The following is a 24,663-nucleotide window of genomic DNA, read 5'->3' on the forward strand; positions in this document are numbered from 1 at the left end:
TGGGGAGGCGACATGAGCGATTCGGTTGCTCCGTACGTGGGGTGCAAGATCGAATGGGAGGGACTGCTGGTCGAGCAGCCCTTCTGCCAGCAACTCGAAAAGATGGGCTGGGAGTGGCTGACCGGTGACACCGATGTCCCCGAACTCACCGAGCGAGCAAATTTCCGTGAGGTGCTGCTGAAGGATCGGCTGACCAAGGCGCTGCACAAGATCAACCTTGGCCCGGACGGAGTAAACGGAGCGCAGCCCTGGCTGGATGAAGCGCGCATCGAGCGTGTGATTCACCAACTGGAGCTGACCGCCGGCTTGCGCCTGATGGAGGCCAACCGGCAGCTCACCGAGCTGCTGCTCAAGGGTACGGTGACCGATGGTTTGCCCGGATGGGACGCCGGCCGCCAGCAACCGCTGCGCTATATCGACTTCGATGACTGGAAGAACAACGATTTTCTGGTGATCAACCAGTTCAAGGTGCAACTGACCAGCGGGCGGGGACACATCATTCCCGATGCAGTCCTGTTCGTGAACGGCATTCCGTTGGTAGTGGCGGAATTCAAGAGCCCCGGCATCGAGGCACCCATTGCTCAGGCGATCAACCAGTTGCTCCGCTACACCAATCAGCGCAAGGAACTCTACCCTGAGCAGTACACCGAAGATGAAGGGACCGAGCGGCTGTTCCATTCCAACCAATTGCTGATCGCCAGCAATTTCTTCGAGGCCCGTGCAGCCACTATCGGTGCACCGCCCGAGGTCTATCTGGAATGGGCGGACACCAGCCCGCTGCCGATGTCGCAGGTAGGCGAGGAAGTCGGGCTGATTCCGCGCACACAGGACATTGCCGAAGCCGAAGAGGTGGCGTCCGCTGAACTGCGTGCGCTGGGGCCGGAGCAGGCGGATCGGGCAGGGACGCCGTTGTTCTATCGGCAGAAGGCCATCGAGGTATCGTCTGATACCGCGCAATCGGCAGTACCTTCCGCCACCGGCAAGGGACTGGCGAGCCAGCAGATTCTGGTTGCTGGCATGTTGCGCCCTGATCATCTATTGGACGTGATGCGCAATTTCACTTTGTACCAATCGGGTGAAGGCAAGACGCGCAAGGTGGTGGCACGCTACCAGCAGTTCCGCGCCGTTCACAAGGCCATCGAGCGCCTGAAAACCGGCCGCAGTCGGAAAGCAGGCGCGGAGCGGGACGAACGTGGCGGCATCGTCTGGCATACACAAGGCTCGGGCAAGAGCCTGACAATGGTGTTCCTGGTGCGCAAGATGCGCACGCTGGGCGATCTCAGAAAGTTCAAGATCGTTGTGGTCACGGATCGCAGCGACCTGGAGAAGCAGCTACGCGAAACAGCCTCGCTTACCGGCGAGACTGTGCGCCCGTCCGAAAGTGACAAGCAACGCAGGGAATCGGCGACCGCCGCAACGCAGCGGATTCTGGCCGAGAAATCCCCGGACATCGTGTTCGCCATGATCCAGAAATATCAGGATCAAGTGGCGCGGCGCGAGGCAGACAAGATCAAATTGACCATCGCCCGTAAGGAAATCCGCGTCGCCGAGCAGGGAGTGAACAAGGTTCCCAAACGTGTCGAGGAAATCAAACAGGTCACCTTCGAGGAAACCATCCAGTTCGAACGGTTCCCGGAGCTGAACGACTCCGAGAACATCCTGGTGCTGGTCGATGAGGCGCACCGTTCCCATACCCGGACGCTGCATCGGAATTTGCACAAGGCATTGCCGAACGCCGCCATCATCGGCTTTACCGGCACGCCCATTCTGTCCAAGGAAAAGACGGAGACGCGGAAAATCTTCGGCGACTACATCGACCGATATCTGCTACAGGACGCAGAGATGGACGGCGCCACCGTGCCCATTCTCTACGAGGGCCGCACCGCCGATGGCATGGTGAAAGACGCGACCAGTCTCGATCAGGTGTTCGAGGACTTGTTCCGTGGATACACCGATACCGAACTCGCCATCATCAAGGCCAAGTACGCCACTCAGGGGGACGTGCTTGAGGCACCACTGCTGATCGAGAAGAAGGCGGCGGACATGCTTCGGCACTACGTGAGCGTGGTGTTGCCGGAGGGGTACAAGGGCCAGGTAGTCGCCACCAGCCGCAATGCAGCGGTGATCTATTACGAGAAGCTCGCGGCAGCCAAGGGCGCTCTCGTGGCACAGCTGGAAGCCTTGTCAACGGCCATTCTTGCCCTGTCCGAAGATGACCAGGCCAAGCTGGATGCCGAAACGCGATTCTTGATCGACGCGCATCCGAAGCTTGACCTGATTCGAGCACTCGAATTCGCCGTAGTCATGTCCGGCAACCACAACGACCCCGAATCGTGGAAGAAGTGGACGGACAAGGAAAAACAGGAAGGACTGGTCGAGCGCTTCAAGCGACGCCTGGCGCCGGCCAAGTCGGACAAGACCGACCCCTTGGGCCTCCTGATCGTTACCAATATGCTGCTGACGGGCTTTGATGCTCCGGTCGAGCAGGTGATGTATCTCGACCGCAGAATCATTGCGCATGACTTGCTGCAGGCCATTGCTCGCGTGAACCGTACCAGTGGCCGTAAGCCGCGCGGCTATGTGGTGGATTACATCGGCGTGGCCCGTCATCTGAATGATGCCTTGGGCGATTACGACGCCGATGATCTCAAGGGCATCGGCCTCGACATCAACAACGAACTGCCGAAGCTACGCGACCGCCACGCCCGGGTGATGGCGGTGTTCTCGGACCGGGGAATTACGGACTTGCTCGAAGGTGTCCAGGCTGCGGTCGATTTGCTCGCCGACCTGAAAATTCGTGCCGACTTCATCAACAAGCTGCGTCTCTTCTACGAAACGCTGAGCATCCTCGAACACCGTCCGGAGGTAACGCCGGAAATGTTCCGCGATGCCAAGTTGCTGGGCTTCATCAACAAGGTCGCCGCCAATCTCTATCGAGACTCGACGCTGAATTTGCTCGGCGTGCCGGAACGTGTGCGCGCATTGATCGACAAACACGTCGCAGCCAGGGGCGTAGATCCCAAGATTCCACCGATCACGATTACCGATACGGACTTCGAGAAGGTGGTGGCAGGTCAGAAATCGTCGAAGACCCGGGCGGCCGAAATGCAGCACGCAGCGCGCTACCATATCGTCAGCTTTGAACTCCAGAACCCTGCCTACGCCAAGAAGATGAGCGAGAAGCTGGAGGATATTCTCAAATCATTCAAGGACAACTGGGAGGCGCTGGAGCAGGCGCTGAAGCAGTTCATCAAGGAGCTGAAGGAAGGCGACCGCAACGATTTCCCAGGGCTCGATCCGGATGTCCAGGTTCCGTTTGTACGGCTGGTTCTGGAAGTGGCATCCAAGAATGCGGCGTCCGACACGACACGGGAGCAACAACTGGTTGGCATGACCGTCGACCTCGTCGACCATATCCGGCAGGAGATCAAACGTGTCGGATTCTGGAAGAATGCTCACGCCCGCGACATGCTGACCAAACATCTGGTGCGCCAGTTGATGACCACGGGCGGACTGCAAGCCCAAGCTGCCCGGGATCTCGCCTTCCAGTTGGTGGCGCTGGCGAAACACAATCATGAGGTACTGGCGGGATGAGCGCGGAAACGCTCTCGGTTGGTGATCTGCTATTCGAGGTTCAGCGCAGCAGCCGGCGCAAAACCCTAGGGCTGACAGTTGATCGATCCGGCGAGCTGAAACTCTACGCTCCGGAGGCCACGCCTCGTGAGCAACTGGAAAAATGGGCGAAGAGTCGCCAGCTCTGGGTGTATCAGAAGCTTGCCATTAAGGAGGCATCCCGGCCGATCCCTCGCCCAGCAGGGTATATGAGCGGCGACGCCGTTTTCTACCTTGGCCGTAGTTACCGTGTTCGTTTCGTTACAGACCAGGAGGGGGCGGTACATTGCAGGACAGGATGGCTGGAACTGAGACTGTCGGATAAGACCGACGCCGAGGCACGGATCAGGGAGTGGTTTCAGGCGACGGGCGGGCACTGGATCAAGGAACGGGTGAAGTTGCTGTCTGACCGGTATGGACTTGTGCCGAGCACAGTCGAGATTCTCGACCTGGGCAACCGCTGGGGCTCCTGTAGCGCAGCCGGCCGACTGAATTTCAATTGGCGCCTCCTCCAGTTTCCAATCCGACTGATCGACTACGTGATCACCCATGAGCTGGTCCACCTCGTGGAGCCACATCACAACGACGATTACTGGCGCCGGCTGGAAGGGCTGATGCCTGATTACGCAGACCGAAAGGCGAAACTTCTGGAGACTACGAGAGAGTATGACCGGGTGTAATCTGGTCGATATGAAGACTGGCCTAAGCATTGGTGGTGCCCCGTGGTTTGTTGGCTGGTAATGCTCCGCAGGACTACGCTCTATTGCTCATTGGCCCCTTCGCCGCGGCTTCGATAGGTTGGGCTGAGGAACGAAGCCCAACAAACAGCACGTCTTTGGCTGCGCCCTTGGGCGGTTGGGCTTCGCAGGCTCAGCCCAACCTACAAGTCAGCGACGATTGCGACAGCCCATGGAAAGAAGCCGTCGAGCACTACTTTCCTGAATTCATGGCCTTCTATTTCCCGGCCGCGTATCCCGCATCGACTGGTTTGCGGGCCACGAATTCCTTGATCAGGAACTCCGCGCCGTGGTGCAGGACGCTGAACTCGGTAAGCGCCTGGTCGACAAACTGGTCCGCGTCACCCGTCTGTCGGGAACAGAAGACTGGATCTACCTCCACATCAAAGTGCAGGGCAGCCCGCAGGCGGAATTCGCCGAACGGATGTTCGTTTACAACTACCGCCTGTTTGACCGCTACCACCGCCCAGTCGCCAGCATGGCCTTGCTCGCCGACCAATCCGAAGGCTGGCACCCGAGTTCGTTTGGCTTCGAGGTGCTCGGTTGCGAACATATGCTGAAGTTTCCAACCACCAAGCTATTGAACTTGACGGGCCGCGAAGCTGAACTGCAAGCGGAACCGAATCCCTTCGCGCTGGTGACTCTGGCCCATGACGCGCCAGGACATGGCAGCTCGCTTTGCCGCCAAGTGGAAGCGGATCCAGTTGCTCTACCAGCGACGCTGGGAAAAACAGCGCATCATTGACCTGTTTGTCGTCCTTGACTGGATGATGCGGCTGCCCGAACATCTTGCGCAGGAGCTGTGGCAGAATATCGACCTGCTTGAGGAGCAAGAACAAATGCGCTACGTGTCGTCGGTTGAACGAATCGGTATCGAGAAAGGCCGCGAGCAGGGCCGCGAGCAAGGCCTGCAGCAAGGTGAGGCCTTGGCACTTCAGCGCCTGCTGCGCAAACGGTTCGGCGCCATCCCGTCGGAGATCAGCGCCCGGATTGCGGCCGCGTCGCTGTCAGAAATCGAAGGCTGGTTCGACCAAGCCATCGAAGCGGGTCGGATCGACGACGTCTTCGGGCCGACCGCACACTGAAGCCGGCGCCTTGTCCGGGTCGCTGCCTTCGTCGTTGCCGATGGGGTAAGTTCCTGCTTCGATGGCGACCAGCGGCGGCAGGCCGGGAAAAATAGTCACCTTCAGGTCGGCTTGCCGTCGCCTGGCGCTGTTACCAACTCAGCAACCACGGGGTTACCAGCGGCAGCAGCAGCGCCGTCATCAGACCATTGAGACCCATCGCCAGCGCGGCAAAGGCCCCCGTCTGCTCATTTTCCTGAAAAGCGCGCGCGGTACCGATGCCGTGTGCAGCGATTCCCATGGCGAAACCGCGCACGGCGTCATCTTCGATATGCAGGGCGCGATAGACGTAGCGCGCGCCGATGGCGCCGACGATTCCCGTGATGATCACCAGTACCGCGGTAAGCGACGGCAGGCCGCCGATGCGCTCGGCGACGCCCATGGCAATCGGTGTGGTCACCGACTTCGGAGCCAGCGAGAGCAGTGTCACCCGGCTGGCGCCAAACAGGCTGCCGATGGCGACGGCAGACAGGGCGGCGCTCAGGGAGCCGACCAGCAGCGCGACCAGCAAGGGTAGCGCCAGACGCTTCAGGCGCCCAAACTGGGCGTAGAGCGGAATGGCCAGCGCCACGGTGGCCGGCCCGAGCAGAAAGTGTACGAACTGCGCGCCGTCGAAGTAGGTGCGGTAGGACGTGTCGGTCAGCGACAGCAAGGCGACCAGCGTCGCGACCGCGAGCAGGACCGGGTTGGCCAGTGGATGCCCGCGGCAACGCTTGTGCACCCAGGTGGCGCCCTGGTAGGCGAGCAAGGTCAGCGTCAGGCCAAGCAGCGGCGACGCCGCAAGATATACCCAGACTTCACTGATGCGTGGCGTCATGGTGTCTCCTGCGGGAGGTCGCGGCGGCGACTCAGGAAGCGCAACACCAGGGCTGTCACGGCGATGGTGATCAGCGTGCTGGCGACCAGGGAGATGAGCAGCGGCAGCCATTCGTCGGACATCCGCTGGAAGTGCAGCATGACGCCGGTACCGGCGGGAATGAACAGCAGGGAGAGATGCTGCAACATGTCCTGCGCGGTCTTGCGCAGGTCGGTCGCGGGACCGCCTCGCACGGCGAGCGCGGCGAAAAGCAGGGCCATGCCGATCACCGGCCCCGGGATGGGCAAGGCCAGGCCGCGGGCGATGACCTCGCCGAGAAGCTGGAAAACGAGGAGCAGGGTGATGGCGCCGATCATGTTTGGTCCGGTCGGGGTGGCCGAAATGGAGGGCTATGGGGCTGTCGAGTATAGAGGAATTGGCGAGGGGGGTGGCGACGTAGCAAGCGCTCGGGCCGTTGCTTGACGGCTGTAGGGTGGTGTTCCTCAAGTGGATATGCTAAGCACTAACATATTGATTAAAAAATACTATATGGGGTTCAAATCGACGTCTGGAGCACTCCCCTCTGCTGCGCTTTCCCCGCCATTTCTTCCGTCCAAAAGACGCAAGTAGTCGAGCAGGGCAGATCCATAAAAACATTTATATCATAATGGTTTTAATTCTGGAATTGCTGCTGCTCGCGGCGGCCGGCACGTCTGGCGTACGCGAGCCGCTATAATGGACGGTGATCGCTGTTGCAGCGCCGTTGCGCCGGACGAGGAGAAGAACGTGTTTGCGGTCTATGGCTTGAGTGGTCCAATTTTCCAGGGTACGTTCGAAGGCCTCAAGGATGTCGCCGGAATTCATCGGGGCTCCGCTGTCCGACCCATTGCCGAGGGCGAGCCGGCACCCGTCTTCAACGCTCCCGCGGCGCAGGCCGTGAGCGCTTACCGGGAAATGCTGCGCAGCGACCCTGAGCGGGGTCCGCTGTACCATGCCTATCAGATCATGCAACGGCAGATCGTCTCGGTGACCAGCAGCGATCCCGTCGAGCGGGCCTGGCGGATACTGCTCGAACGCCGCATCCACCAGGCGCCGGTGCTCGACCCGACTCATCGGCTGGTGGGCATCGTCAGTGAGCGCGACCTGCTGACCGTGGTCAACGTCGAAGACGGGCGCGTGCGCGATGTGCTGGCGAGGAAGGTGAGCGACGTGATGACGACGCCCGTGGTCAGCGCCGACCCGATCACCGACATCCGGCGGATCGCCTGGGTGATGCTCGAACACCAGGTCGATGGCGTGCCGATCGTCAATGAAACGCAGGCGCTGGTCGGTTTCGTGTCGCGCAGCGACATCCTGCGTGCGATCATCACCGATCCGCCGCTGAGCCTGTGGCGCTAGGAGGCTGCCTGCCTGCGGCGTTACCATTCGCGATCGTCCTTTGCCTGAGGAAAGCAGATGAGCCATGCGTCCGTCCGCATCTACCACAACAACCGCTGTTCGAAGAGTCGCGCAGCGTGCCAGCTGATTGCCGAAAAGGGTGTCGATGCCGAGATCGTCGACTACCTGAAGACGCCGCCGAGCCACGAAGAACTGCGCGAACTCCTGCGAAAACTCGGCATGCGGCCATCGGAACTTGTGCGTCGCGGTGAAGCGGTGTTCAAGGAGCATTACGCCGGACGCTCCCTGAGCGACGACGAATGGCTGCAGGCGCTGCTAACGCACCCGATCCTGATCGAGCGTCCGATCGTCGTGCGCGGTGACCGGGCGGTGCTCGGTCGACCGCCGGAGAAGGTGCTCGAGCTGCTGTAGCAAGCGCTCGGGATTCTTCCGCAAAGGCCATTCGCGGCGAAGTTCGACATGGTCGGCGAGCCGAATCTGATCGGTCCTGCGCGTTCAGCAAAGCGACGATCAGGTCTCGCTGATCAGACTCCAGTGATTGTCCAGGGCCATCGGCTGCGGCCATGGCAGGGCAACGGGTTTGAGCCGCGGGTGACTGCGCGCCAGTCCCAGGGCCGTTGCGACGAGGACGCCGCCGGACGGGCAAACATAGGGCCTTTCCGTGCTGCGTGGTCTGACCCCCGGTTTCCTGGTCTGACCCCCGGTTTCCCCTGCAACGCCAGCTGGACGCCGCCCTGCCGCCCGCCTGAAAATCCTTCAGTCCGGCAGGCTGTTGAGCATGAACATCGCCTGCAGCACCTCGCCGGGTTCGCCCAGCGGCTCGAACCAGCGCTGCAGGATCTGCCCGATATCGCCGCTGCGATAGAGGCGTGACAAGGAACGATCGACAAGCAGCCGGAATTCAGCATCACGGCGCATCATCAGGCCGTAGGGCTCGTAGGTGAACTGGGTCTCCGAGACCTCGTAGGAACGCTCTTCGCCCTTCACGACGGCGATCGTCACCAGCACGGTGCGATCCGCCGCATAGGCCGTGGCGGTTCTGTCCTGCAGCGCCTTCAGGGCGGCATCGTGGTCGGCGACCTTGAGCAGGCGGATACCGATTTTCTCCATCGCTACCAGTGCGTCGAAGACCTTTTCGGTCGTCGTGCCCGCAACGACGGCGACGCGCTGGCCGTTGATCTCTACCAGGGACTTCGGTTTCTCGCCCTTCAGGAAGAGCAGGCTGGCGCCATCGACGTAGGTCATCACGCTGAAGTCGAAGTCGGCACGGCGCGACAGGGTCTGTGTGGTGTTGCCGCACTCCAGATCGATCTTGCCGCTTTTCAGCGACTCGAAACGGCTCTGCGCCGTGACCGGCACCCAGCGCACCTGGAGATTCGGCATGTTCAGCTGTTTGGCCACGTCTTTGGTAACGATCTCGCACAAATCGATGCTGTAGCCGCGCGGCTTGCTGTCGCCGGCAATGAACGAGAACGGCATGGAGTTCTCGCGGTAGCCGAGCTTGAGGACGCCGCTTTGCTTGATTTTCGCCAGGGTGGGTTCGGCGGCAGCCGCGGGCAAGGCAATGGCCAGGCTCGCGGCAAGGATGGCAACGATCAGCTTGCGCATGGTGGTTTTCTCCTTGGGGTGGGAACGGAAGTAAGTGTAGCGCGAGTCGGTCCGCTTGCGTTAAGGCGAGCCGAATCTGATCGGTCCTGCGCGTTCAGCAAAGCGACGATCAGGTCTCGCTGATCAGACTCCAGTGATTGTCCAGCGCCATCGGCTGCGGCCATGGCAGGGCAACGGGTTTGAGCTGCGGGTGACTGCGCACCAGTCCCAGGCCCGTTGCGACGAGGACGCCGCCGGACGATCCGGCGCCCCGCCATGAAGTCAGGGCGTAAGCCTCCTTCATCCTGACCAGCGGCGTCATGCGTTCGCCAGCAGCAGGGTGCCAGAGGTGGGCGAGGCCGATCTGGTTGCTCGACAATACGAAGCCGCCGTCCCAGGCGGCAGCAATGTCGCCGGCGTAGCCGATGCCGTCGTTGGCCCGGGTCGGCACGAACAGGCGGTCGCCGTCGAGGACGGCGAGGATGGGGGCCTGTGCGCGCTCCTCGCTGCGCTCATGCTCGGCCTGGATGGCGATGCCGAGATAGGCCTCATCGTCGACCGGCGAGTGGCTCCACGCGATATGCCGCAGGCTGAGGCGCGGGTCGTCCAATCGCCACTGGCGCAATAGCTTGCCGCTGGTGGTGTCCAGGCGGACGAGCGAGGACTCCATGCGCTGCAGATCATGCTTCTTGTCGGCCAGCGTTCTCGGCACGCCGCCGTTGGCGACGATCAACTGGCCAGCGGCGTCGAGCGCGAGCTGGTGCGGATCGATGCCGTGCGTATCCCATTCGTCGAGCTTCTGCAGCGTTCGCCGGTCGCGCACGCCGATGCGGCCACGTCCCTTGCCGTACTCCGTTTCGGTGGTCAGCAGCACCTCGCCGTTGGCGGCGACGACGGCGTGGCCGCAGAAACGCAGCGCCGACGATTCCTCCAGCGATACCTGCTGCTGCACCTTGCCCTGCGCGTCGCACCGCATCAGCCAGGCGCCGGGGCGCGCCGCCACGACCAGCATGCCGCCATCGGCCTCCGGCAGGAGGCCGTGTGGTCGCGATGGCAGTGGCACGGCGTGGCGGATGTCGAGCTTGCGGGTTTCCCAGTCGGCGACCAGGGCGCCGGCGAAGTAGGGATCGCCCTGGTTCGGACCGCGCCAGGCGGCGGCCACGACGGCCTGCCGGGGAGTCGTGGCCAAGACAATACCCGGAAGAGCACTGCCGGCGACGCCGGCAGCAACAGCGGCAATGAACTGCCGGCGATTCGTCGTCATGCCTTCCTTCCTCAGAACTTCAGCTCGCCAGTGAGGATTGCGGCACGTCGCGTACCCGGTACCGTGAAGCCGCCGTTGTCGTAGATCGAGTCGTAGTAGAGCCTGTCGAATACATTCTTGATGTTCAGGCGCACGGCCCAGTGCTTCTCTTCATAGGCGACCATGGCATCCCAGCGCTGATAGGCTTCTGCCGTGTTCGGGGTGAACTGTCCGTTGACGAAAGCGCCGCTGACCGCCTGTTGCGGCTGATAAGCGAAGCGCCTGCCCTTGGCCTCGATGCCGCCGCCGATCTTCCAGTGGCCGGTCAGCATGTAGGTTGACCACAGGTTGAAGGTATAGACCGGTGCATTGCGCGCGCGCTCGCCGACGAGACGTGGGTCGCCCTGGGTGACGGTGCCGGTCGCGGCGTTCACGTTGATCGCGGTTTCGAGAATCGTGGCGTTCATCAACGCAAGGCCGGAGAAGACTTCCCAGCGCTCGCTCAGGCGGCCGGCGAGCTCGATTTCGAAGCCATCGGTACGGCGCTTCCTGGTCAGGATGGCGGCCGTGGATTCAAGATCGGTATTCCGTTCCCAGGCCTTGTTGGCACGGTAGAGGGCCGTGCGCAGCGCGAGGTCGCCGCCGAGCAGCAGCCACTTGGCGCCGAGTTCGGTGACCTGACTGCGCTCGGCCGGCATCGGCGTGACCGTCAACTGATAGAGGTCGGCCGTCGGACTGAAGGAGTCGCTCCAGGCGAGGTAGTAATTCGCTTCCTCCTGCGGCTGCCAGGACAGCGCGGCCCGCGTGCTCCATTCGCCGTACTTCAGGCTTGGCGAGGTGGTGCTGGAATATTTTGCATCCATCTCGTCACGGCGCAGGCCGATGGTGGCCTTCCAGTGCGGGATGAATTCGATGCTGTCCTGCAGGTAAAGTGCGTAGGAGTCGCTGGTGAATTTCGTCGGTGTGCCGGCCAGCGCTTCCTGGTAGGGATGGAACAGCGGCGGGTTGGCATTGGTCGTGCCACCGAAGTTCTGCAGGCCGTGGCGGAAGCTGTCCTCCTTCAGGTATTCCATGCCGGCCAGGAATTCGTGGCCCATGCCACCGGTCTTGAAGCGCGTCGAGTAGTCGGACTGCAGCGTCACCGTCTCGTAATGGGACGAGCGTGTGACGTTGCCGCCGTTGACGCCGTTGGCGCTCGGCGGCAGGGTCAGGTTCGGCGTCTTCGCCCAGTAGCTGCGCTGATAGTCGGCAACACGGACCTGCGTGCGCAGCATCGATTCGGGGTCGAAGAGATATTCGTTGACCAGCGTCGTGATCGTCGTGTCGCTGTCGTCGAGGGTCTTGTCGGTGCCCCAGTACGCCCGCGCCGGGAAGCGTTCGTTCGGGCGGCGCGTGACGCCGTCGAAGGAGATGCCGTAGTCGGGGTTGTCGCGGGTCTTCAGGTAATAATGGTTGAGCCAGAAGCGGTTGTGCGAATTCTGGTTGAGCGCGAGGCTGATCGCAGCACCCTGGCGGTGCACTTCCGGCTCGTCGCCGTTGGCGAGATTTTCGCGCCAGCTTCCCTCGTCACGATTCATCAGGTTCACGCGCAGGCCGACATCGGCGCTGAAGCGCTTGTTCAGGTCGGCGGTCAGCTCGCGGTAGCCGTAGGTGCCGATGCTGCCGGTCAGCCTGTATTTGTCTATCTGCAGGGGAGTCTTGCTCACCTGGTTGATGACGCCGCCGGCCTGGCCGCGGCCGAAGAGCATCGAACCGGCGCCGCGCAGTACGTCGATCTGTTCGTCGTTGAAGGTTTCGCGGTTGTACTGGGCCGTGTCGCGGATGCCATCGAGATATATGTCGCCGAAGGTATAGAAGCCGCGCAGATTCATGTTGTCGCCCGAGCGGCCGCCCTCGGCGGCGTTGAAAGTGATCCCGGAGACGTTGCGCATCGCCTCGCGCAGCGAGCCGACCTGCTGTTCTTCCATCAGTGCACTGGTCACCGTGGTGATGGCCTGCGGAATCCTGTGCGGATCCTGTTCCACCTTGCCGACGCGCGTGCGCGTGGCAAGGTAGCCATCGGGCTGGCGCTCGGCGGTGTCGGTGACGACGACCGGTGCCATCGTCTGTTCACCGGCGGTTTGCGCGCCGGCAGCGAAGGAGAGGGCCATCAGTGCGGCCAGTGGCAGCCGGCGGGGCAGGGAAGGGGTCGGTGCGCAGGAGCGCGGGCGGGCGGTCTGGCGAGAGGCGTCAGCAGGCATACAAATCTCCGTGGGGTGAGGTTTTGTGGCTGGCTGAACGGCATCGCGTCTGGCTGGCTAGTCAATTGGTGTCGCCTTGTTTCTTTTTGAAAGTCATGAACATTCGGATGAGCTGCTCCGTCAGCGCGCTCCGGACGGATCGGTAATGAACCCGATGCGCAACAGGCCGACTCTTGCGGCTTCCGACATGACCTGCGCAACTTTCTCGTACGGCGTCGTGCGCTCGGCGCGGATGTGCATTTCCGGCTGCGGCTGCATGGCGCTAACGGCCTGCAGTCGTTCGGCAAGCCCGGCGGCATCGATCGGCTCGCCGTTCCAGAACACCTGGCTGGTGGCGTCGATGGCGAGCTGCACGTTATCCGGCCTGGTCTGGTTGACCGAGGACGAAGCCTTCGGCAGGTCGACCTTGACGGCATGCGTGAGCAGGGGGGCAGTGACGATGAAGATGATCAGCAGGACGAGCATCACGTCGATCAGTGGCACCATGTTGATTCCGGTCAGCAGCGCGTCGTCGTCGCCGGATTCCATGCTGGCGAAGGCCATGTTCCGTCCTCCTCAGCGAACGGCCAGGCCGGGGTGGGCCGACTGACGTTCTGCACCGGCAGCGACGCCCTGTGCGCGCGCCATGGCGATCACCTTCTCGCTCGTCGTGCGGGCATCGGTGAGCATTGGCGAGGTCTTGACACCTGTGGCGAGGAAGGCAAACACGTCGTAGGCGAAGGAGTTGAGCTGCGACAGCGTACTGCGGTTCTCGCGGGCGAAATGGTTGTAGGCGACGGCGGCCGGTATGGCGACGGCAAGGCCGATGCCGGTCATGATCAGTGCTTCGCCGACCGGGCCGGCGACCTTGTCGAGCGTGCCCTGTCCGGACATGCCGATGGCGATCAGCGCATGGTAGATGCCCCAGACCGTGCCGAAGAGGCCGACGAAGGGCGCGGACGATGCGACCGTGGCAAGGAAGGTCTGGCCGAATTCGAGGCTCGCCTTGTCTTCGTCGATGGCACGCTTCAACGCACGGGTGAGCAGGTCTTCCGGGTTGCCGGCGTTGACCAGGTTGGCGGTGCTGCACTCGCCACCGTTCTTGCAGCGGTTGTGCTGCTCGATGGCGGTAAAACCGTGGTGTACCAGATGCGAGAAGGGTTCGGTCGTGCCCTTCTCGCGGATGCGGGCGGCAACGGCTTCGAGGTTGGGTGCTTTCCAGAATGCGGCGAGAAATTCAGCACTGCGGCGGCGCATGCGCAGCCCGCGGATGCCCTTGCTGGCGATCAGGTACCAGGTGCCGATCGACGCGATCAGCATCAGGCAGAGCACGATGCGGGCGACGATGTCGGTGTGGGCGAGGAAGTGGGCAAAGCCCAGCGGATTTTCCATGACGACCTTTCAGTTTTTCAGGTGGAATGTGATGGGGACCAGAACCCACGCGGCGAGGGCTTCCTCGCCCCGTTTGGCCGGAACGAACCGCCAGTGCCAGACGGCGTCCAGTGCCGCCTGGTCGAGACGTGGGGAGCCGCTCGATTTCCTGACTTCAATTTGCGACGGTCGACCGCTGGTCTCGACATGAACCCGCAGCACGACCTGTCCTTCTTCGCCCATGCGGCGAGAAAGGGGGGGGGTAGGCGGGTGCGGGATTGGAGAGGTAATCGGCGGCGAAGCGGGGCTGGCTGATGGTGGCCGGTGCTGGCGGGGCGGGTAGGTCTGGCAGGGTGGGTGGAGGTGGGTCCCTGACGATCGTCGTTTCTGAAAAGGCGGCAGGCGAATTGGTCTGCGCGGCCAGCATCTGCTGCGGTACAGGGGCTGTCTGGCGTCGCGGCTTTGCTTCGACGGGTGTCGGCTTCGGCAGTTCCGGCGTCCTGTCGACGGGCAACTCCGGGCGGAGGATATCAACCATCAGTGTGCTGACGCTGGTCGGCATCGGCACGACATCCATCTTGGTGAGCAAGACAAGAATGCCCGCGTGCATCGCAGCGATCAATGTCACGGCGCACAGGGACAGCCTGGGCGCGTACGTGGCGTATGGATTGGCGGCGTGAGTGATGGTATTCATCTTCTTTGGCGGCACCTTCTGTTCCATTCGTCCAGTGCGCAGACATGTGGCTGGCGGGAACGAGCGAAAGATGCGGTGGTCGATCGCTACGCAGAGATGCAGGGTGCTTACTTGGTCAGGATCAGCTTGTTGTCCCTGGTGAGGCGTAGTGTGTAGCGCTGCTCGCCATGGGTGATCTCGACCGTCTTCTGGCCGCGGAATATCTGGCCGCTGTTCAGGCTCGACGGTAGATCCGGCTGTGCCGTCGCAGTTGCCTGCGTCGGCAAGTGCGACGAATGCGGGGTCGGGGTCATGTCGGGATCCGTAGTCATGGCGTGGGCTGTACTTTATGAGTAATAATGAGAACCATTCTCATTCTATAGAATTCGGTCGGAGCGTCAAGCGAATTTTCGTCCCGCCGGATTCCCGCTTCCCAGCACTGCATTCCCGTCGTGGCGGGGTAGCGAACCCAAAGCGATATAATTTCGGCTTTTCGTAAAGGCTTACCATGAAAGTCGCGTCAGCGACTCACGAATCTCTCCTCCCCACTTGCGGGGGAGGGGTTGGGGGAGAGGGAAACGGTCATGACTTTCTTTCATGATCGGGGGTGCCTGGAAAAGTCATGACCGTTAGGGGCGTGCCTACTCGGAGTCACCGTTCACCGGGTACTACCCCGAACCAGGCTGGGTGGAATCAGGCGTTGGCACGTTCCAAGGCCTGGGCACTCGATGACGAGTGAGCGGCACCCATGAATCTACGTGACAGCAATATCGGCAAGCTGGATCAGCGCGTCTACGACGTGCTGATCATTGGCGGCGGCATCAACGGCGCGGTGTCTGCTGCCGCCCTGTCGGGCAAGGGCGCGGCCGTGGCCTTGATCGACAAGCGTGATTTTGCCGGTTTCAGCAGCCAGCAGTCATCGAACCTGGCCTGGGGGGGGCATCAAGTATCTCGAAAGCGGCGATTACACGCTGGTCAGAAAGCTGTGTCTGAGCCGCAATCATCTGATTCGCCACTATCCATCGCGAGTCAAGGAGATTCGCTTCTTTGCCACGATAGAAAAGGGTTTCCGCTTTCATCCCCTGATTCTCTGGGCGGGTACCTGGGTGTACTGGCTGTTCGGGAACGGTTTCACCAGGATGCCGCGCCGCTTTTCGAGGCAGGCCATCGCGCACGAAGAACCGCTGGTCGACACGCGCTACGCCGCGGGCGGCTGCGAATATTCAGACGCCTACCTGCACGACAACGACTCCCGCTTTGTTTTTCAGTTCGTTCGCTCGGCAATGGACCGCGGCTGCATCGCGGCCAATTACGTGGAATCGCTCGGCGCCCGCCGTGCAGGCGGGTACTGGCGGACCAGGGTGCGCGATGTGATCAATGGGCGGACCCTCGAAATCTGCTCGAAGGTGCTGATTAACGCTGCCGGTCCGTTTGTGGACGAGCACAATGCACTGACTGGCGAAGAAACGGATCATCATCATCTGTTTTCCAAGGGCATCCACCTGATCGTGCCGCAGATCACTCCGAAGCAGCGAATCCTGACCTTTTTCGCCGACGACGGGCGCCTGTTTTTCGTCATCCCGATGGGCGTTCGCACCTGCATCGGCACCACCGACACACGGGTGGACTCGCCGTTCACCGAGGTGACCGACGAAGATCGTCAGTTCGTTCTCGACAACATCAACAAGCGCCTCAAGATCGCGCGGCCACTGAGCCGCGCCGACATCATCGCCGAGCGTTGCGGGGTGCGCCCGCTGGTGGTCAAGGCGAGAGGCGACGGCGGGCTCCGGGACTGGATGCAGTTGTCGCGCAAGCACGAGATCGATGTCAATTGGGCCACGGCTCATCTGAGCATCTTTGGCGGCAAGCTGACCGACTGCGTCAACGTGGGTGACGAGGTATCAAAGATCGTCACCCGGCTTGGTGTCGCGCTGCCGTACCGGCAATACAAGTGGTATGGCGAACCGCACCCTTCGGTACGCGAGGAATACATGCATCAGGCCAGGCTGATGAATCTCGACAGCTATACCTCGCCGGAGTCGATCGAGAGCCTGAGCAGTCGGCTATGGCGGCGCTACGACCAGCAGGCACTGGCCCTGCTTGCCGAAATCCGCGAGAACCCGAGGCAGGCGGAAGTCTTGATCAAGGGTACCGACTACATTCGTTGCGAGATTCGGCTGGCCAGACATCAGGAAATGATCGTCAAGCTCGAAGATTTCCTGCGGCGCCGCTCCAAGATCGCCCTGGTGGTGCGCCGGGAAGACATCAGAAACGCCAACGGGCTGATGGAGGCGTGTGAAATCCTGTTCGGCGATCAGGCCAGGGAGAAATACGACGAGTATTTCCTGGAGCGATCAGACGCTGGGGGATAGCCCACCCTCGAGCTTCCCGAAGACCCGCCCTTGCCGAGAAACAGGCAAGGCGCACAACGACGTCGAGGAGAACTCGGTGACCCGCTTCTTGGCGAAGTTCTGGATGCACGAAGCAGCACGCGCGCTCGGCTTCCGGACCGGCGTCGTCGCACCGGCAGACGTCGATTGGCAGAAGCTGCCACCGCCGGCCACCAGGAAACAGCCGACCCTCACGATCTCATCTGCGCGCACAAGTCCTTCGGTTTTGACTGGTTCGTTCCCGAACGGTTGAAGATCTCTATGTGCAGGGAGGCGCCCATTCCGATAGAATTTTGGGTTGTTATTCCGTGAGGATATGGCCCGATGCTCCACCTGGGCTTCTTCCAGTTCGTGCACAACGCCAGAATCCGTGGCAAAGGCTTGCTGAAACATCTCCTCAATGCCCTCTTGGCCTAGCCGTCCGAAACGCATAAAGAGCCAAAAAAAAGACCTCGAACCGCGTTTGGCTCAGGCGGAACAGGGTCAGCGAGCCGTGTTCTTCGTAGACGCGGCGCACTTTGTCCTTGGTGCCTTCATGTCGGTGGTGTGGTGCTTGACTCGGGTCTGGATCAGGGCGCCCTCGGGCAGGCAGCGCTTCCCTGCCCGGCGGCGGGTTCCGATGCCCGGATCGGGGCGCTTGCCTTCATTCACCGCTTTGGCGCGCTGCTCAATCCGCATGAGCACTTCCACTGCATCGTCATCGAAGGCGTCTTCGAGGCGGACGCTTCAGGAACGGCGACGTTTCAGGAAAGCAGTGCCCCCGACCGGAAATTGCTCGACGAAGTGCAGGCCAAGGTCCGCCGCCGTCTGCTGCGCGCGCTGACCCGGCGCGGTGTGCTTGAGCCGGAAGATGCCGAGACGATGGCAAGCTGGGAGCACGAGGGTGGCTTCTCGGTCGACGCCAGCGTGCGCGTCGAAGGGGCCGACCGCCTGGGCCTGGAACGGCTGCTACGGTATTGCGCTCGACCGGCCTTTGCGCTGGAACGTTTGCGTGAACTCGACGCCGAACACCGGGTCTATGAGCGCGTCAAGCCGGGTCCCTGCGACAGCGTCCGCTGGATGCTCACGCCGCTCAAACGGTTCGAGCGTCTGGCGGCGCTGATTCCACCCCCGCGCCGTCCTCGACATCGGTACTACGGCGTACTGGCGCCCAACGCACCGCTACGCGCACAGGTCACCGCGCTTGCCGGCGTGCCAGAGCGTCCGACCGCGCCGCTGGTTACAGCGACTGAGACGGAGACTGAGCCAATCGCGGCGCCAATCACCGCCCCAGGCGCGTCGTCCGACAGCGAGGAGCAGGCAGAGGAAGCGCCCCTGCGTCGTGCGACCGGCTACGTCTGGGCGCTGCTGCTCACGCGGATCGATGAGGTCTTTCCGCTCGTCTGCCCACGCTGCGGCGGTGAGATGCGAATCATCGCCTTCATCACCGACGCCGGCGCGGTGCGCGACATCCTGACCCATCTGGGCGAGCCAACATCGCCGCCACGCCTGATGCCCGCCCGTGCACCGCCGCTCTGGGAGATGCAGGGCGCCACCATGGGCGAGGACGACCCACAGGCTCAACCGGCACCTGAGTACGAATTCGACCAGCGTATCGCCTGGTAGGTGCGGGTTGGAAGTATCCATGCGCAAAGGTCCAGACTGAAGCCAGACGAGCTGCCATCGCCCGTCGTGGGACGACTCGTGCCTGTGTTCATCGGCCCGGCCGGGCGGATGAACACAGGCACTGGGCGAGGCGGGATTCGGATGACTTTTCATGGGTTCCTGGGACCCAATCCGAGATTGACGCCCGTTGATGAAGGCTCATATACTCCATATACTCTCGATGGTGCCGTTGGATTTCCTATCCTTGGCCATCAGCGTGCGCTAGTCGCATCGATTCTAGACGTCGGAGTTGTAGATCCCCCCTCGTCTGTTATCGCGGCTTTCGATCAGCGTGTCGACGGCTTGCTGGCTCGAACGTTTGAGTGTCGACGCGAAACCTGCACCCTCACCAACCTGCGTGACACCCTCCTGCCCAAGCCGATCTCCGGTGAATGCTGCGTGTGAAGGATGCCGAGAAGCGAATCGAGGAGATCACATGAAACCGTCCGATGTACGACCCGGCGCCCCGGCGCGCATCGAGTACCTGAAGGTACAGAACTTCCGCGCCTTGCGCGAGGTCGAGTTCAAGGAACTGACGCCCTTGACGGTGCTTCTCGGCCCCAACGGCAGCGGCAAGTCCACCGTCTTCGACGTGTTCGCTTTCCTGGCCGAGTGCTTCGAAGTGGGGCTCCGTCGAGCCTGGGACAAGCGCGGCAGGGCCAAGGAACTCAAGACTCGCGGCGGCGAGGGGCCGGTATCGATCGAGATCAAGTACCGCGAGCGGGGTTATCCGCTGATTACCTATCACCTGGCCGTGGACGAGCGCGCTGGCAGGCCGGTGGTGATCGAGGAGTGGTTGCGCTGGAAGCGCGGTAGCCACGGGCAACCGTTTCGCTTTCTCGACTACCGCGAGGGTCTAGGCCGCGCCGTCAGCGGCGAACAGCCCGATGCACAGGACCGGCGCATCGAGGTGCCGCTGAAGTCCTCCGACTTGCTGGCGGTGAACGCGCTGGGTCAATTCGCCGAGCATCCTCGTGTCGCCGCCTTGCGGGAGTTCATCACTGGCTGGTACGTGTCCTATCTGTCGGCAGACAGCGCACGTGGCCAGCCTGAGGCCGGTCCGCGCGAGCGCTTGAGCAAGACCGGCGACAATCTCGCCAACGTGATCCAGTACCTGGCCGAGCAGCACGAGGGACAGCTCGAACGAATCTTTGCCGTGCTGCGTAGCCGCGTGCCACGAATCGAACGTGTACTCGCCGAGACCATGCCGGACGGCCGCCTGCTGCTGCAGATCAAGGATGCGCCGTTCAGCCATCCGGTACTCGCGCGCTTTGCCTCCGACGGTACGCTGAAGATGCTCGCCTATCTGGTGCTGCTTTACGACCCGGTGCCACCTCCCTTCATCGGCATCGAAGAGCCCGAGAACTTCCTGCACCCGCGCCTGCTGCCGGAACTCGCCGAGGAATGCCGAACCGCCAGCGGGCGTACGCAGTTGCTGGTGACTACACATTCTCCCTTCTTTCTCAATGCACTACGGCCGACAGAGGTGCGCGTGCTGTGGCGCGACGAGCAGGGTTACACGCAGACGCAGCGCGCGTCGGACTTGCCCGGTGTGCCCGAGTTTGTCGAACACGGCGCCTTGCTTGGCCATCTCTGGATGGAGGGCCAGCTTGGCGTCGGCGATCCGCTGGTCAATCAGGGAGCGCCAACTCGCCCCCTGCGAGCGCGCAAGCCATGACGGCAATGCATCTGGAATTCCTGGTCGAGGAGCCGTCGATGGAGGCCTTCCTGCGCGCCCTGTTGCCGCGCCTGCTGCCCAGCGATCGCAGCTTCGAGGTGCATCCATTCCAGGGCAAGAGCGACCTCCTGAGCAAGTTGCTGGATCGTCTGCGCGGCTATGCGCAGTGGTTGCCGGAAGACTGGCGCATCGTCGTGGTGGTCGACCGCGACGACGACGACTGCGCGAAACTGAAGACAAAGCTTGAAGCGATGGCCGAGGCAGCCGGATTGATGACGCGATCACGCGCCGCTGGGCGACGGTGGCAACTCGTCAACCGCATCGCGATCGAGGAACTCGAAGCGTGGTACTTTGGCGATTGGCAGGCAGTCTGCCGCGCCTATCCGCGAGTGTCGCCCAACCTTCCGAAGCAGGCAGCCTTTCGCGATCCCGATGGCATCCGCGGTGGCACATGGGAAGCCTTCGAGCGCGTCCTACAGCGGCAGGGTTATTTCAGGACTGGCTTGCGAAAGATCGAGGCCGCGCGAACCTTCGGGACTCAGCTCGATGCCGATCGCAGCCATTCGCGGAGTTTCGTGACGTTCCGCGCGGCGATTGCCGAGGCGATCGCATGAATCATCGACCCCCTGCGACCGAGTTGAGCCATTCATGGCCAGCTTCACCGAATCCCTCGTCGAAGACGCCGCCCTCGCCTGGTTCGAAGCCCTGGGCTACACGGTGCTGCACGGACCGGCCATCGCCGTCAGTCAACCTGGCGCCGAGCGCAGCGACCCGAACTACCACGACGCGATGCTTGACGGGCGGCTCCGCCAGGCACTCGTCAGCCTGAATCCCGACCTACCGCACGCAGCGCTGGAAGACGCCTTTAGAAAGCTGACGCGCAGCGATGTGTTATCGCTAATCGAGCGCAACCGCGCGGTGCCCCGGATGCTCCTCGACGGCGCCACGGTCGCGTACCGCCGCCAGGATGGCTCGATCGCGGGCGCGCAGGCGCGCGTCATCGACTTCGACACGCCGGAGAACAACGACTGGCTGGCCGTCAACCAGTCAGGCTGATGAATCTCGACAGCTATACCTCGCCGGAGTCGATCGAGAGCCTGAGCAGTCGGCTGTGGCGGCGCTACGACCAGCAGGCACTGGCCCTGCTCGCCGAGATCCGCGAGAACCCGAGACAGGCGGAAGTCTTGATCAAGGGTACCGACTACATTCGTTGCGAGATTCGGCTGGCCAGACATCAGGAAATGATCGTCAAGCTCGAAGATTTCCTGCGGCGCCGCTCCAAGATCGCCTTGGTGGTGCGCCGGGAAGACATCAGAAACGCCGACGGGCTGATGGAGGCGTGTGAAATCCTGTTCGGCGATCAGGCCAGGGAGAAATACGACGAGTATTTCCTGGAGCGATCAGACGCTGGGGGATAGCCCACCCTCAAGCTTCCCGAAGACCCGCCCTTGTCGAGAAACAGGCAAGGCGCACAACGACGTCGAGGAGAACTCGGTGAACCCGCTTCTTGGCGAAGCCCTGGGGATGAGCTCGGAAGTGGTCTGTTGACTGGTGATCAAATGAACAGTAGAGTGGCCCGCATCCTGACGGTCATGACTTTCCCGGCCACTGATCATGAAAGTCATCATCGTTTCCCTCTCCCCTGACCCCTCCACTGCGAGGGAGAAGAGAGATTCGTGAGTCGCTGACGCGACTTTCACATGAAGGGCGGAACGGAAGCATAACAATCATGTCTCGAGTGGAGGGGGTGAGGCACGAGGACGTCATCTGGCTTCTGGGCAGCCTCAGCGCACTGTACCGCTTGCCGTTCGAAGCGAGTCTGATCGAGCAGGAGTTTCCGCCGCCGTACACCCTCGCCACCCTGCACGAAGCAGCACGCGCGCTCGGCTTCCGGACCGGCGTCGTCGCGCAGGCAGACGTCGATTGGCAGAAGCTGCCGCTGCCGGCCATTGCGTTTCTGCAGACTGCGGCTGTCCCGGAAGGGCCACCGCCGGTCTGCCACCCGGTTCTGATCGTAAACACCGATGGTCAGTCGCTGCTCTGCTTCGCAGCCGGCAAGCAAACTCCCGAAACACTGCCGATTGCCGAAGCGCACCGGCGTTTCGAAGCGGAAGTCATTCTGCTTGCCAGAAACGCCACCGCCGGCCACCAGGAAACGGCCGACCCTCACGATCTCGTCTGCGCGCGCAAGCCCTTCGGTTTTGACTGGTTTGTTCCTGAACTCGTCAAGCACCGGTCGATCTGGCGCGACGTGTTGCTTGCCAGTCTGGCGATCCAGTTCGTCGGCCTGGCAACGCCTCTGTTCACCCAGGTGATCATCGACAAGGTGGTCGTCCATCAGACGCACGGCACGCTGATCGTACTGGGTGTCGCACTGCTGATGTTCATGCTCTTTTTCGGCAGCATGACCTGGTTGCGCCAGTATCTCATCCTGCACACCGGCAACCGCATCGATGCCGTCCTCGGCGCCCAGGTCTTCCGGCACCTGCTGCAACTGCCGCTTCCCTACTTCGAACATCGCCCGACCGGCACGCTGGTCGCGCGTCTGCAGGGGATCGAAACCATTCGCGAGTTCGTCTCGGGCGCGTCCGTCACCCTGATTCTCGATCTTCCCTTTCTGCTGCTGTTTCTGGCGGTGATGTTCGCCTATAGCTGGCAGCTCTCACTGATCGCCATCGTCCTGCTCGGGGCGATCGCCGTCATCAGTCTCCTGGTCGCACCGCTGTTTCGCACCAGACTCAACCGGCAATTCCTGCTCGGCGCCCGCAACCAGGCATTCCTGACCGAGTACCTTGCGGGCATGGCGACCGTCAAGTCGCTGCAGATGGAACCCGACATCGATCGTAAATATGGCGATTACCTGGCCCAGTACCTTGCTGCCGGCTTCGCGACCCGACAGGTTGGCAATACCTACAACGTGGTGGCCAACGGACTCGAACAGTTGATGACCCTCGCCATCCTGATCGTCGGCGCGCTGCTGGTGATGCAGAACGAGGGCTTCACTGTCGGCATGCTGGTCGCCTTCCAGATGTTCGCCAGCCGCATGAGCCAGCCTCTGCTGCGAATCGTCGGTCTGTGGCAGGAGTTCCAGCAAGCCAGCATCGCCGTCAAGCGGCTCGGCGACATCCTCGACATGCCGCGCGAGCCGCACACGCTGGTTCCGCATCGCCAGAAGCTCGATGAAGCTCTGCTGACCATCGACAAGCTTGCTTTCCGCTACTCCGAACAGCATCCCTGGCTATTCAGAAATCTCGACCTGGCTTTCCCACCGGGTCAGCTGACCGTCGTCACTGGTCCTTCAGGCTGCGGCAAGAGCACGCTGGCGAAACTGCTGCTCGGCTTCTATCAGCCGGTGGAAGGTCACATTGCGCTTGACGGCAAGGACATCCGTCATCTCGCCGCCAACGAACTGAGAGCGACTTTCGGAGTGGTACCGCAGGAGACCGTGCTGTTTTCCGGCACGCTCTACGACAATCTGCTCATGGCGCACCCGCATGCCGGTTTCGAGGAGATCGTCGCCGCCTGCAAGGCCGCCGAGATTCACGAAGTCATCGAACGGTTACCGAAAGGCTATCAGACCGAGATCGGCGAACGCGGCACCGGGCTTTCCGGCGGACAGCGGCAGCGCATCGCCATTGCCCGGGCACTGCTCAAGCGCCCGCGCATCCTGATTTTCGACGAAGCCGTGTCCAACCTCGACCCGCAAACGGCCGGACACCTTGCGTCAACGATCAACCAGCTGAAGGGGAGGGTGACGATGATCTTCATTACCCACCAGGTTCCGGCCGGCCTGCAGGTCGATGAGGTATTCGCTTTTCACGGCACGCCGGGCGCAGTTTCGGTCAAATAAAGCGCTGCTAACGGTCATGACTTTTCCAGGCACCCCCGATCATGAAAGTCATGACCGTTTCCCTTGTATGCTTCGTTTTGTGGTTTTTCGTTCGTTCAAGAGAGGAGATGAAGTCATGGCTGGAAGGGTGTCAAGAGGACCGTGGAATAAATGCGAGAGAGGTATTTTTCTCTTGCGTTTATGCCGCGAAAGCCTCTTGACATCCTGTAAGCCAAGTACACTTGAGGCAGGGGCTGGGGAGGGGTTGATCATCCCCGGCCGCTGCCTCACGGCGAGTGCGGGGTTTGGGGCAGAGCCCCAAGGTTTAGGTCGTAGAGTGCCACGGAGGTGTGGTGGAAACG

Annotated in this window: 23 protein-coding genes and 2 pseudogenes; 14 read left to right on the top strand and 11 right to left on the bottom strand. The window is 62.1% G+C overall.

Going from position 1 to position 24,663, the window contains the following annotated elements; genetic code table 11:
- The first annotated feature begins 12 nt into the window (after positions 1-12).
- Together E4Q08_RS00210 and E4Q08_RS00215 are read left to right on the top strand one after the other, a co-directional pair.
- On the top strand, positions 13-3,594 hold the full coding sequence (locus E4Q08_RS00210) for a type I restriction endonuclease subunit R (protein WP_169068927.1): 3,582 nt from the start codon (positions 13-15) through the stop codon (positions 3,592-3,594).
- On the top strand, positions 3,591-4,292 hold the full coding sequence (locus tag E4Q08_RS00215; protein ID WP_169068928.1) for a M48 family metallopeptidase: 702 nt from the start codon (positions 3,591-3,593) through the stop codon (positions 4,290-4,292). The genes E4Q08_RS00210 and E4Q08_RS00215 overlap by 4 nt, the downstream gene beginning before the upstream one ends.
- 274 nt (positions 4,293-4,566) lie before the next feature.
- On the opposite strand, the gene E4Q08_RS25530 is transcribed toward E4Q08_RS00215, so the two are convergent.
- The gene (locus tag E4Q08_RS25530; protein WP_308240021.1) at positions 4,567-4,902 is read right to left on the bottom strand and encodes a hypothetical protein; all 336 of its coding nucleotides are present in this window, start codon (positions 4,900-4,902) and stop codon (positions 4,567-4,569) included.
- Between the two features lie 97 nt (positions 4,903-4,999).
- Here E4Q08_RS25530 and E4Q08_RS25535 point away from each other — a divergent pair, with 97 nt between their 5' ends.
- Positions 5,000-5,434, top strand: a complete 435-nt coding sequence (locus E4Q08_RS25535) for a DUF4351 domain-containing protein (protein ID WP_308240022.1) — start codon at positions 5,000-5,002, stop codon at positions 5,432-5,434.
- Between the two features lie 130 nt (positions 5,435-5,564).
- Here E4Q08_RS25535 and E4Q08_RS00225 read toward each other — a convergent pair whose 3' ends face one another.
- Positions 5,565-6,290, bottom strand: coding sequence for an LrgB family protein (locus tag E4Q08_RS00225; protein ID WP_169068929.1), 726 nt, complete (start codon positions 6,288-6,290; stop codon positions 5,565-5,567).
- Positions 6,287-6,646 (bottom strand): CidA/LrgA family protein, encoded by a 360-nt coding sequence (locus tag E4Q08_RS00230; RefSeq protein WP_169068930.1) that lies wholly within the window; start codon positions 6,644-6,646, stop codon positions 6,287-6,289. The genes E4Q08_RS00225 and E4Q08_RS00230 overlap by 4 nt, the downstream gene beginning before the upstream one ends.
- Positions 6,647-7,055: 409 nt before the next feature.
- On the opposite strand from E4Q08_RS00230, the gene E4Q08_RS00235 reads away from it, so the two are divergent.
- Both E4Q08_RS00235 and arsC read left to right on the top strand, forming a co-directional pair.
- On the top strand, positions 7,056-7,667 hold the full coding sequence (locus E4Q08_RS00235; RefSeq protein ID WP_034916303.1) for a CBS domain-containing protein: 612 nt from the start codon (positions 7,056-7,058) through the stop codon (positions 7,665-7,667).
- A 57-nt stretch (positions 7,668-7,724) separates the two neighbouring features.
- Positions 7,725-8,078: an arsenate reductase (glutaredoxin) gene (arsC, locus tag E4Q08_RS00240; protein ID WP_169068931.1), complete on the top strand. Its 354-nt coding sequence runs from the start codon at positions 7,725-7,727 to the stop codon at positions 8,076-8,078.
- A gap of 345 nt (positions 8,079-8,423) precedes the next feature.
- Here arsC and E4Q08_RS00245 read toward each other — a convergent pair whose 3' ends face one another.
- The 8 genes from E4Q08_RS00245 to hemP form a co-directional block, all read right to left on the bottom strand.
- A complete protein-coding gene (locus tag E4Q08_RS00245; protein ID WP_169068932.1) occupies positions 8,424-9,275 on the bottom strand; it encodes an amino acid ABC transporter substrate-binding protein in 852 nt (283 codons plus the stop codon).
- 109 nt (positions 9,276-9,384) lie between these two features.
- Positions 9,385-10,518 (bottom strand): DUF1513 domain-containing protein, encoded by a 1,134-nt coding sequence (locus tag E4Q08_RS00250; protein ID WP_169068933.1) that lies wholly within the window; start codon positions 10,516-10,518, stop codon positions 9,385-9,387.
- Between the two features lie 11 nt (positions 10,519-10,529).
- Positions 10,530-12,737 (bottom strand): TonB-dependent receptor, encoded by a 2,208-nt coding sequence (locus E4Q08_RS00255; RefSeq protein ID WP_169068934.1) that lies wholly within the window; start codon positions 12,735-12,737, stop codon positions 10,530-10,532.
- Positions 12,738-12,857: 120 nt separating this feature from the next.
- The gene (locus E4Q08_RS00260) at positions 12,858-13,280 is read right to left on the bottom strand and encodes an ExbD/TolR family protein (RefSeq protein WP_034911585.1); all 423 of its coding nucleotides are present in this window, start codon (positions 13,278-13,280) and stop codon (positions 12,858-12,860) included.
- A gap of 12 nt (positions 13,281-13,292) precedes the next feature.
- Positions 13,293-14,108, bottom strand: a complete 816-nt coding sequence (locus E4Q08_RS00265) for a MotA/TolQ/ExbB proton channel family protein (protein ID WP_169068935.1) — start codon at positions 14,106-14,108, stop codon at positions 13,293-13,295.
- 9 nt (positions 14,109-14,117) lie between these two features.
- Positions 14,118-14,330, bottom strand: a complete 213-nt coding sequence (locus E4Q08_RS25925; RefSeq protein WP_372703476.1) for an energy transducer TonB — start codon at positions 14,328-14,330, stop codon at positions 14,118-14,120.
- Positions 14,263-14,808: a hypothetical protein gene (locus E4Q08_RS00275; protein ID WP_169068937.1), complete on the bottom strand. Its 546-nt coding sequence runs from the start codon at positions 14,806-14,808 to the stop codon at positions 14,263-14,265. The genes E4Q08_RS25925 and E4Q08_RS00275 overlap by 68 nt, the downstream gene beginning before the upstream one ends.
- 80 nt (positions 14,809-14,888) lie before the next feature.
- A complete protein-coding gene (gene hemP / locus E4Q08_RS00280; protein ID WP_169068938.1) occupies positions 14,889-15,074 on the bottom strand; it encodes a hemin uptake protein HemP in 186 nt (61 codons plus the stop codon).
- A 434-nt stretch (positions 15,075-15,508) separates the two neighbouring features.
- Between hemP and E4Q08_RS26455 the strand changes: the two are divergent.
- The 9 genes and pseudogenes from E4Q08_RS26455 to E4Q08_RS00320 all read left to right on the top strand — a co-directional run.
- Positions 15,509-16,457, top strand: a pseudogene (locus E4Q08_RS26455) (FAD-dependent oxidoreductase); the annotation flags it as partial.
- Positions 16,458-16,769: 312 nt separating this feature from the next.
- A complete protein-coding gene (locus E4Q08_RS26460) occupies positions 16,770-17,132 on the top strand; it encodes a glycerol-3-phosphate dehydrogenase C-terminal domain-containing protein (RefSeq protein WP_505438004.1) in 363 nt (120 codons plus the stop codon).
- A 76-nt stretch (positions 17,133-17,208) separates the two neighbouring features.
- A complete protein-coding gene (locus E4Q08_RS00290) occupies positions 17,209-17,403 on the top strand; it encodes a hypothetical protein (protein ID WP_169068939.1) in 195 nt (64 codons plus the stop codon).
- A gap of 296 nt (positions 17,404-17,699) precedes the next feature.
- On the top strand, positions 17,700-18,755 hold the full coding sequence (locus E4Q08_RS00295; RefSeq protein ID WP_169068940.1) for a transposase: 1,056 nt from the start codon (positions 17,700-17,702) through the stop codon (positions 18,753-18,755).
- A 475-nt stretch (positions 18,756-19,230) separates the two neighbouring features.
- The gene (locus E4Q08_RS00300; protein WP_034920052.1) at positions 19,231-20,472 is read left to right on the top strand and encodes an AAA family ATPase; all 1,242 of its coding nucleotides are present in this window, start codon (positions 19,231-19,233) and stop codon (positions 20,470-20,472) included.
- Complete coding sequence (locus E4Q08_RS00305) at positions 20,469-21,086, top strand: DUF4276 family protein (RefSeq protein ID WP_034920054.1); 618 nt, start codon at positions 20,469-20,471, stop codon at positions 21,084-21,086. The genes E4Q08_RS00300 and E4Q08_RS00305 overlap by 4 nt, the downstream gene beginning before the upstream one ends.
- A 34-nt stretch (positions 21,087-21,120) precedes the next feature.
- Positions 21,121-21,528, top strand: coding sequence for a type I restriction endonuclease (locus tag E4Q08_RS00310; RefSeq protein ID WP_034920056.1), 408 nt, complete (start codon positions 21,121-21,123; stop codon positions 21,526-21,528).
- A pseudogene (locus tag E4Q08_RS00315) lies at positions 21,522-21,890 on the top strand (glycerol-3-phosphate dehydrogenase C-terminal domain-containing protein); the annotation flags it as partial. The gene E4Q08_RS00310 and the pseudogene E4Q08_RS00315, both read left to right, overlap by 7 nt.
- Before the next feature lie 311 nt (positions 21,891-22,201).
- The gene (locus tag E4Q08_RS00320) at positions 22,202-24,322 is read left to right on the top strand and encodes a peptidase domain-containing ABC transporter (protein ID WP_169068941.1); all 2,121 of its coding nucleotides are present in this window, start codon (positions 22,202-22,204) and stop codon (positions 24,320-24,322) included.
- Positions 24,323-24,663: the final 341 nt, after the last annotated feature.

This window comes from Candidatus Accumulibacter contiguus, assembly GCF_012940005.1.
Lineage (GTDB): Bacteria > Pseudomonadota > Gammaproteobacteria > Burkholderiales > Rhodocyclaceae > Accumulibacter > Accumulibacter contiguus.